The organism is Dyella sp. (assembly GCF_035508675.1).
Taxonomy (GTDB): Bacteria; Pseudomonadota; Gammaproteobacteria; order Xanthomonadales; family Rhodanobacteraceae; genus Dyella_B.
Map to the genome: position 1 here is coordinate 1 of NZ_DATJMN010000146.1, position 7,437 is coordinate 7,437.

Annotated in this window: 6 protein-coding genes; all 6 read right to left on the reverse strand. The window is 60.5% G+C overall.

Annotated elements, in window-relative coordinates:
• Positions 1-361: 361 nt before the first annotated feature.
• On the reverse strand, positions 362-1,531 hold the full coding sequence (locus tag VMA74_RS08120) for a glycosyltransferase family 4 protein (RefSeq protein ID WP_325366132.1): 1,170 nt from the start codon (positions 1,529-1,531) through the stop codon (positions 362-364).
• Positions 1,532-1,666: 135 nt separating this feature from the next.
• Positions 1,667-2,587 (reverse strand): glycosyltransferase family 2 protein, encoded by a 921-nt coding sequence (locus VMA74_RS08125; RefSeq protein WP_325366133.1) that lies wholly within the window; start codon positions 2,585-2,587, stop codon positions 1,667-1,669.
• 196 nt (positions 2,588-2,783) lie between these two features.
• Positions 2,784-3,938, reverse strand: a complete 1,155-nt coding sequence (locus VMA74_RS08130; RefSeq protein WP_325366134.1) for a right-handed parallel beta-helix repeat-containing protein — start codon at positions 3,936-3,938, stop codon at positions 2,784-2,786.
• Positions 3,938-5,413, reverse strand: coding sequence for an asparagine synthase-related protein (locus tag VMA74_RS08135; protein ID WP_325366135.1), 1,476 nt, complete (start codon positions 5,411-5,413; stop codon positions 3,938-3,940). Before VMA74_RS08135 ends, VMA74_RS08130 begins: the two co-directional genes overlap by 1 nt.
• Before the next feature lie 23 nt (positions 5,414-5,436).
• Positions 5,437-6,930, reverse strand: coding sequence for an asparagine synthase-related protein (locus VMA74_RS08140; protein ID WP_325366136.1), 1,494 nt, complete (start codon positions 6,928-6,930; stop codon positions 5,437-5,439).
• Positions 6,927-7,437: hypothetical protein (locus VMA74_RS08145; RefSeq protein ID WP_325366137.1), on the reverse strand; the 511-nt coding region annotated here is incomplete at its 5' end. The genes VMA74_RS08140 and VMA74_RS08145, both read right to left, overlap by 4 nt.

Below are 7,437 nucleotides of genomic sequence, written 5' to 3' on the forward strand. Positions count from 1 at the left end.
ATGGGCGAGTAAACAGCGCACCATGTGCGAACCAATGTACCCAGCCCCGCCGCAAACGAGCACCTTCATCCCTTGATTCCTGGTTAGGTCTGAAAAAACGCCGCCCCACTGTCCCGAAGCGACGATGTGATGACTCCATCAACGGTATGTCCACGTCATGCGACGTTTCGTTGCCTTGGAGCGTGTGCATTGGACAGACAGCCAAACGACAGCTTCCATTAGGCCCGCGAGCTCGTCGCGCGGACGTAAACGAAGCGTGGGCGAGCGGGAGTTTTTTCATCACGTGCCTGTACGGAAAGCGTCTGGTGCTTTGGCTTAGGCTTCGCAGACTGGGATTTCATCCCAGCCTGCGCGTGTTCTCTTACGAAGCGGAACGCGATGCCGAAGCATTCATGTACGGCGTCATCAATTCACCATACACATCCATGGTTTTCTGAATGACGGCACGCTCGTCGAACTCCCGCAGCACTTTCTGCCGGGAACGTTGGCCGAGCTGCGTCAGCAAGGCGCGATCGTTATCCAGGCGTGCGATGCACTTGGCCAGGGACATGGCGTTTTGCGCTTCAACATGCAGTCCATCGACACCGTCCTTGCTCACCACCTCGCGGCACCCCGGCCGATCGGTGGTGATCAGTGCCAGTCCGCATGCAGCGCCTTCAAGCAGCGATTTCGGCACGCCTTCGCGGTAATAGCTCGGCAGCACCATCACCTGCACGGTGTTGAGCAGACCGGGCATGTCGTCGACGTGGCCCAGCCAGCGAATGAGGCCAGCATCCACCCATTGCTGTACTTGCTCTTGCGGAACGGAATGCGGGTTGCCCGGGTCCGGCGAGCCGGCGAGGAGGCATTCCACATCGTGGCCCCATCGACGCAGCAGTGCTGCCGCCTCGGCAAATTCACGGATGCCTTTTTCCCACAGCAGGCGTGCCGCAAGCAGCACGCGCAGGCGGCCGTCGGGATGCAGCGGCGGCGCGGCTGGCTGGAACATCATGGTGTCGACGCCGGTGCCGCGAATCAGGCGAATCCGCTCCGGCTGGATCAATCCGGCATCAGTAAACGACATCACGTCGTCTGGGTTCTGCAGAATGAGCAGCGAGCGATGATCGTTCAAGGTCATGCGCATCAGCGATTTCACCAGCGGGCGTAACATGCGGGCCTTGAGTGCGTCGCTGGTAAAGACATAGCCCATGCCGGCCACCGCATTGACCACCGCCGGCACGCGCGCAAGGCGTGCCGTCAGCGCACCGTACACCACACACTTCATGGTGTAGTTGTGCAACAGATCGGGTTGCTCCTTCCTCAATATGGCAACCAGCCGGCCAAGGGTTGCCGCTTCACGCAGCGGATTGAGACTGGCGCGATCCATCGAGAGCTGGATCCAACGGAACCCATGCGTGGCGAACCGCTCGCCAAACGGGCCCGACGGAGAAAGCATCACGACTTCATGCCCGTCCTTGCGCAATCGCACTGCGGTAGAAACACAGAAGTTATAGAGATACCAATCGGTATTGGCAAAGAAGATAAGTTTCATCGGATGATTCCGTAATGGCGTAAATCGTCAATCTTTAGGGGCGTGAATCGTGAAGAGCGGGAAATGCGCGGGCGGGCTATTGCTTTTACGATTCCCGATTTACAATTTGCGCATTCATGATTCCCGATTACTGCATTAATCCGCCGGAGCAAGTACCGCATCGTCGCGACGGCGCTTGAGGGTGATCACCCAACGGCGCAGATAGCGCAGCACGCCCATGGCATCGGCAACGCGCCACAGCGGCCAACTGAGCAGACCTTGTTTATGCAGTTCCCTACGCACTTCCACGACGGCCTTGTTCATCGCGACGAGGTCGGCGCTAAGTCCACTCGCGCCATACGGCGGCTTGTGGTACGAGGCGAGCACCTGATTGACTCTTATGCAGCGGTGGCCGGACAACAGAATCTGAGCCCATAGCAGAAAGTCTTCCGCGAGCCGGCGTGTTTCATCGAAGCGGAAAGGCAGGTCGCGCCGCAGCATGACCGACGCGGTGGGAAATTGAGTGCGCAGCATGAACAAGCGATAGGCCGTCACCTGCGTCACCGACAGCGGGTAATTCAGCGCGGGCGGTGGCGTGGAACGCGTCTGCACGTTCATGTCGTGGGCGATCAACGCCGCCTGCGGTTCCTGGGCCAAGGCCTCCAGTTGCAGTTTCAGCTTTTGCGGATGCCAGCTATCGTCAGCGTCAAGAAAGGCTATCCATGGCTGGCCGGCATGCTGCCAGCCGCGATTGCGCGCGGCCGAGGGGCCGCTGTTGCGCGGCATGGCGACCACCTTCACCCAGCCCGGCGGATACATGCCAGCGACGCGATGCAATTCTTCCAGCGTGCCATCGCCGCTGCCGTCTTCCACCAGCAATACTTCGCCCGGACGCACCATTTGCGCGGCTACCGAGGCGACCGTGTACTCGATGATGTGTGAGCAGCGGTAGCATGGCACCACCACACTCACCGGTGCCGTGCCTTCTATTTGGGCGTCACGCATAGGGCGTCGCTCGTCCAGCTGGCCGGCGGTGGTCGTCGCCGACGGTTCTGGCGTGTGGCTCGTCTCATGCATATCGACGGTTCTTCCTCATGGCTTCTTGATGAGCAAGGTTGCGTGTTGCGGCGTGCACGAATCGTGCAGGCTACGTTTGCTTCGCGCATGCGTACAGTGACGAGTTTGTTGCTTATGAGACGTCAATCGCGAATCGTGCGAGCGGTCGCTTTTGACGATTCACGATGGACGATTGACGACTCCCGATTGACGGCCCTCAGTGCTGCCACTCCGTCTGCGGCGCATACGTATTGCCTGACGCCGTGACCTGGCTGGCGGAGTCTTTCACCTCCAGTTGCCGCCCCTGTATGAAGTGGGTGTTGCTGGCTTGCGGCGAATCCGCCTTCATCGGATAGCGCGCGCTGTTGTTGCCGAGCGTATTGCCGGTGGCCCGCACATAGCTGCTCTTGCCGGCAATGGAGAGTCCGGCCAGGCCATTGCCGATGACGGTGTTGTTGATGATGGTCACTTGGGTCGGTGCATCGACGGTCAGTACGCCATAACCGTAATTGTTGGTGAAGCTGCAGTTCTTCACCGTAACGTTGCTGACGTTGCTGTGAACTTCCAGGCCGCTGCCGCGGTTGTCGACCATGGTGCAGTGGTCGATAGTGATGTTGCTGGCATGACCCTGTGTCTGCGGCTCGATGTCGATGCCTGATTGCGGCATGGTGCCCTGGGTGTTGCTGAAGGTGGAGTTGCTGATGGTGACGCCATTGACCGGGCCGATCGAAAGCCCTTGGCGCCGGTTATGGGTGGAAACGATGTTTTCGACCACCACGTCGGTGGAGGGTATGTCATGCGGAGCCCAGCCAAGCGCGCCGATCCACATGCCGTCGCCCCAGCAGTCGGAAATGTGCACGTTGGAAACATGCACGTGGTTGGACCCCTGGATATTGATGCCGTAGCCCCATTCGCCGCCTTTGCCGGTGTGCCCCTGGCGTTCTCCCACGATGTTTCCGCCGGTGATACTCACGTTGTCGACGTGCCACACCTTGATCATGTACGAGCGTGGCGAGCTGTTCGGAAGGGCCTTGATGGTGGCGTCGTTGGCAAGCTGCAACGCCATGTTGGAACGCAGGACGATCGAGTTCATCGCGTCGATCATGTACGTGCCGGGCGGCACCACCACCGTGCCGCCGCGTGCTGGCAGGCTGTCGATGGCAGACTGGATCGCCGTGGTGTCATCGTGCACGCCGTCGCCCTTGGCGCCTTTGTCGCGGACGTTGACCACGACGTTGCTTGCGTGATGTGCTGCCCAGGCGCGGCCGGGAAGGCTCCACGTGTAAAGTCCAATGAGGGATAACGCCAGCAACAAGATGGGTAGAGCAACGCGGCGTGTAGTGAAGACGCGTTCGTGTGTAACGGTGTGCATCATGTTTCCTTGGCCGCCTCGCGACTTGGCGGTGGCGCGTGCAGCTGCATGCGGCTGAGCAACCACGGCAACGTGACGGCGAGCAGATAGAACTTGGAAGCAAAAAACTTGTTGTCCAGCAGGTTCCGATGAATTTCCAGCCAACGTGGTGCGCCGGGCAGGATGGCGCGCGTTTGCTGTGCGAAGGCGTAGACCTGGTCGAAACGCTGCCTGGCCAGCCCACGCAGATCGAATCGGAACGAGCCTTTGGTCTTCACGTACGGCAGCTCGCTGAAGTGCTCGGCAATGTGCCGGCGGATCAGCAGTTTGTTCACGCCGCCCGGGCCGCTTACTCGATCGCCGGGTACGCGATGAAGAATCCAGTCGCGCAGTTCCGCGTTGCAATACGGATACACCACGCGCAGCGACATCGCCTTGGCCGCATACATGCCCTTGCCCATGGCTGGCGCTTCAAGCAGAGTGAAACCGATGATGCGTTGGATCTCGGTCGAGCCGGCCGCGGCGAGTTCGGCGCGGAACGTTTCCATCCGCTGCCGCGAGCGGGCCGACATATTCCAGCCGTACAACTCGTCCACTTCCACGTCGGTGAAACGCGAGCCGGGGAAGAAGCGCTCGAACTTGCTCATCTGCAAGGTGGTGAGCGCAAAGCAGAGCTTGAAGTTTTGCCTGATCAAGGGCCAGCGGAACACGCTGGAAGGCAGCCGCAAGCTGCGCGAAAGCATCGCCAGTGCGTAATCCTTGCTGTGCAGCGGGCCGCCGAAATAGTGATCCGAACCCAGTGCATCAACGATGCCGTCGCCACCGAGCCGGCGCACCTCGGTGGCGAGGTCGGCATAGGACAAGGCGGCGAAGTCGGCGGTCAGCAGCGGCATGCGCGGCAGCATGGCCAGGTAGCGGTCGTAGGCCCGGCCTGGATCGCACACCAGCACCTCGTGCCGCAAACCCAGTTTGCGGGCCACGAAACGCGCCGACGCCACTTCGTTTTCTTCCGTACCGCCAAGATAAGTAAGGCAGGCGGTATCGGGGCGCACCTCGGCGATGGCAATCGCCATCGAGGTGGAATCCTTGCCGCCGCTTTGCATCAGCCACGGCACGCGCAGGCCGGCGAGGGAGCGCTTCACCGCATCGCATAACAAGCGGTGGTAGGTCTGCGTCAGCGCTGCATCGTCCGCTTCGCCGTAAGGCGATTGCGATCTGGCATGCGTGGCGCGGAACGGAAAATGGAAGATCGGCCGGTCGTGCAGATCCGTCGAGGAATCGAAGCCCGAAAAGGCGACCTTCACGTTCTGATAGATGGAATGGGGCGGATACACGAAGCTGTTGCGCAACAGATCGGCAATCGATACCAGGTCCAGACCTGCATTGTCCGGCTCAAGCTCGTCGAGTGGTGAATAGTCCACGGCGCTCAGGTAGGGCGAGGCGTTGATCTGAATCCGCGCCCGGCCCAAAGCATGCGTCCGCTTTTGCGAGGTCATGCTCGATCTCATGGCGCTACGGCTCATGGCGCCACGACTTCTGCGCCGGGGGATGTGTCGATGGCGGATGCGCGCCGCATGCGGCTGTGCAGCCACGGCAGGGTCATGGCCAGCAGATAGAACTTTGAGGCGAAGAACTTATTGTCCAGGCGATCGCGGTGGCTTTCCAGCCAATGCGGTGCACCCGGTAACAGTGCTTGCATCTGTTGCGCAAAATCGTAGACCTGTTCGAAACGTTGCCGCGCCAGACCACGCAAGTCGAAGCGGAAACAGCCTTTGGCCTTCACATACGGCAAGTCGTGGAAATATTGGTCGATGTATCGGCGCATCAATACCTTGTTTAGGCCGCCCGGGCCGATCAGCAGTTCGTCTGGAACATCCGTGAAAACCCAGTCACGGAATCGCGGATCGGCATACGGATACGCGAGCCGCAGCGACATCGCTGCCGCCGAATACATGCCCTTGGCCAGATGCGCGGACTCGCCGATCACCAGCGAAAGCCGGCGTATGGCTTCGGCGGAGCCCGCTGCGTCGAGATCGGCCTGAAAGACTTCCACGCGCCGGCGAGACTGCTGTGCGACGGGGCAGCCCAGCAACGCATCCGCTTCCGCATCGCTGAAGCGCGAGCCGGGGAAATAGCGTTCAAACCGGCTCATTCCCAAGGTGGCCAGTACGACGCAAAGTTTGAAGTGTCGGCTGACCAGGCGCGATTGGAACAGTTGCTGCGGTACCTGCAAGTTGCGGGCGAGCAGGGCAAGTACACGGTCCTGCCAGTGCAGTGGCACGCCAAAATATTGGTCCGATCCCAACGCATCGATCAGGCCGTCGCCTTGCTGCAGGCGTATTTCGGTAGCCAGATCCACGTATGACAAGGTCGCGAAATCGGCCGTGAGCAAGGGCATGCGCGGGAGCATCGCCAGGTAGCGATCGTAGGCTCGGCCGGGGTCGCAAATCAGGGTTTCATGGCGAAGCCCCAGTTTGCGCGCGACGAAACGTGCCGAGGCCACCTCGTTCTCCTCGTTGCCGCCGAGGTACGTGATGCAGATGGTATCCGGACGCACGTCGGCCATGGCAATCGCCATCGAGGTGGAGTCCTTGCCGCCGCTCTGCAGCAGCCATGGCGCACGCATGCCGGTGGTGGAGCGTGCGACGGCATCGCAGAGCAAGCGGTGGTATGTCTCGAGTAGCTGGTCGCCATGCACCGCATCGAGCGGCGGTCGCGCCGGGCCCAGCGCGGGCTGGAACAAATAGTGGAAACGTGGCTGGTCGAACATGTCGTGCGACGGGTCGAAGCCGGTCGCGGCGATTTTTACATCTTTATAGATGGTATGCGGCTCGTAGACGAAGCCGTTGCGGAGAATGTCCGCGATCGATACCAGGTCGATCGATACAGGATCCTGTGCATGGCCGGCCAGTGGCGAGAAGTCCCATGCAGCATCGTTGGGCGAGGTATTGATCTGGATTCTTTGCTCCGTAGCGGTGGACAGGTGCTCACATTCCCGCAGCGAGGCAATCATACGAGTACCTGGTTGGATACGTAGTAATAGAAGACCGCGCAAGACACGAACAGGCCTGCGCGCAGCAGAATGGGATTGCGAAGGATCGACACGCGGCTATGGAAGAAAATGGCAGCTACCATCAGCGAGATCGCCAGGTAGGCCGAAAGCAGGTAACGATTGGAGAAGTTGCCCCATCCAAGCAGGAAGAACGGCAGCAGCATCACCAGGTAAACCGCCGTGCTGTCCTTGAGGCGCTGGCTATAGGGTTTGCGCACCAGGCCCGCCAGCATGAGCGGCAGCAAGTACCAGAAGATCGAGAACACGGCAAAATCGATGCGTACGCCCGATTTGTATTTGGAACCAAGCTCGTAATCCATCACCGAGTCGTAGATGAAAGGCACGGCGGCGCGCACCACGACCAGGGTGAGCCCGCTGCAGTAGGCGATGAAGCCCAGGATGGCCGCGACCCGTAAAAACTTGAGATTGAGCAGCAGCAGCGGCGCACATGCCAGATAGACCAGCGAC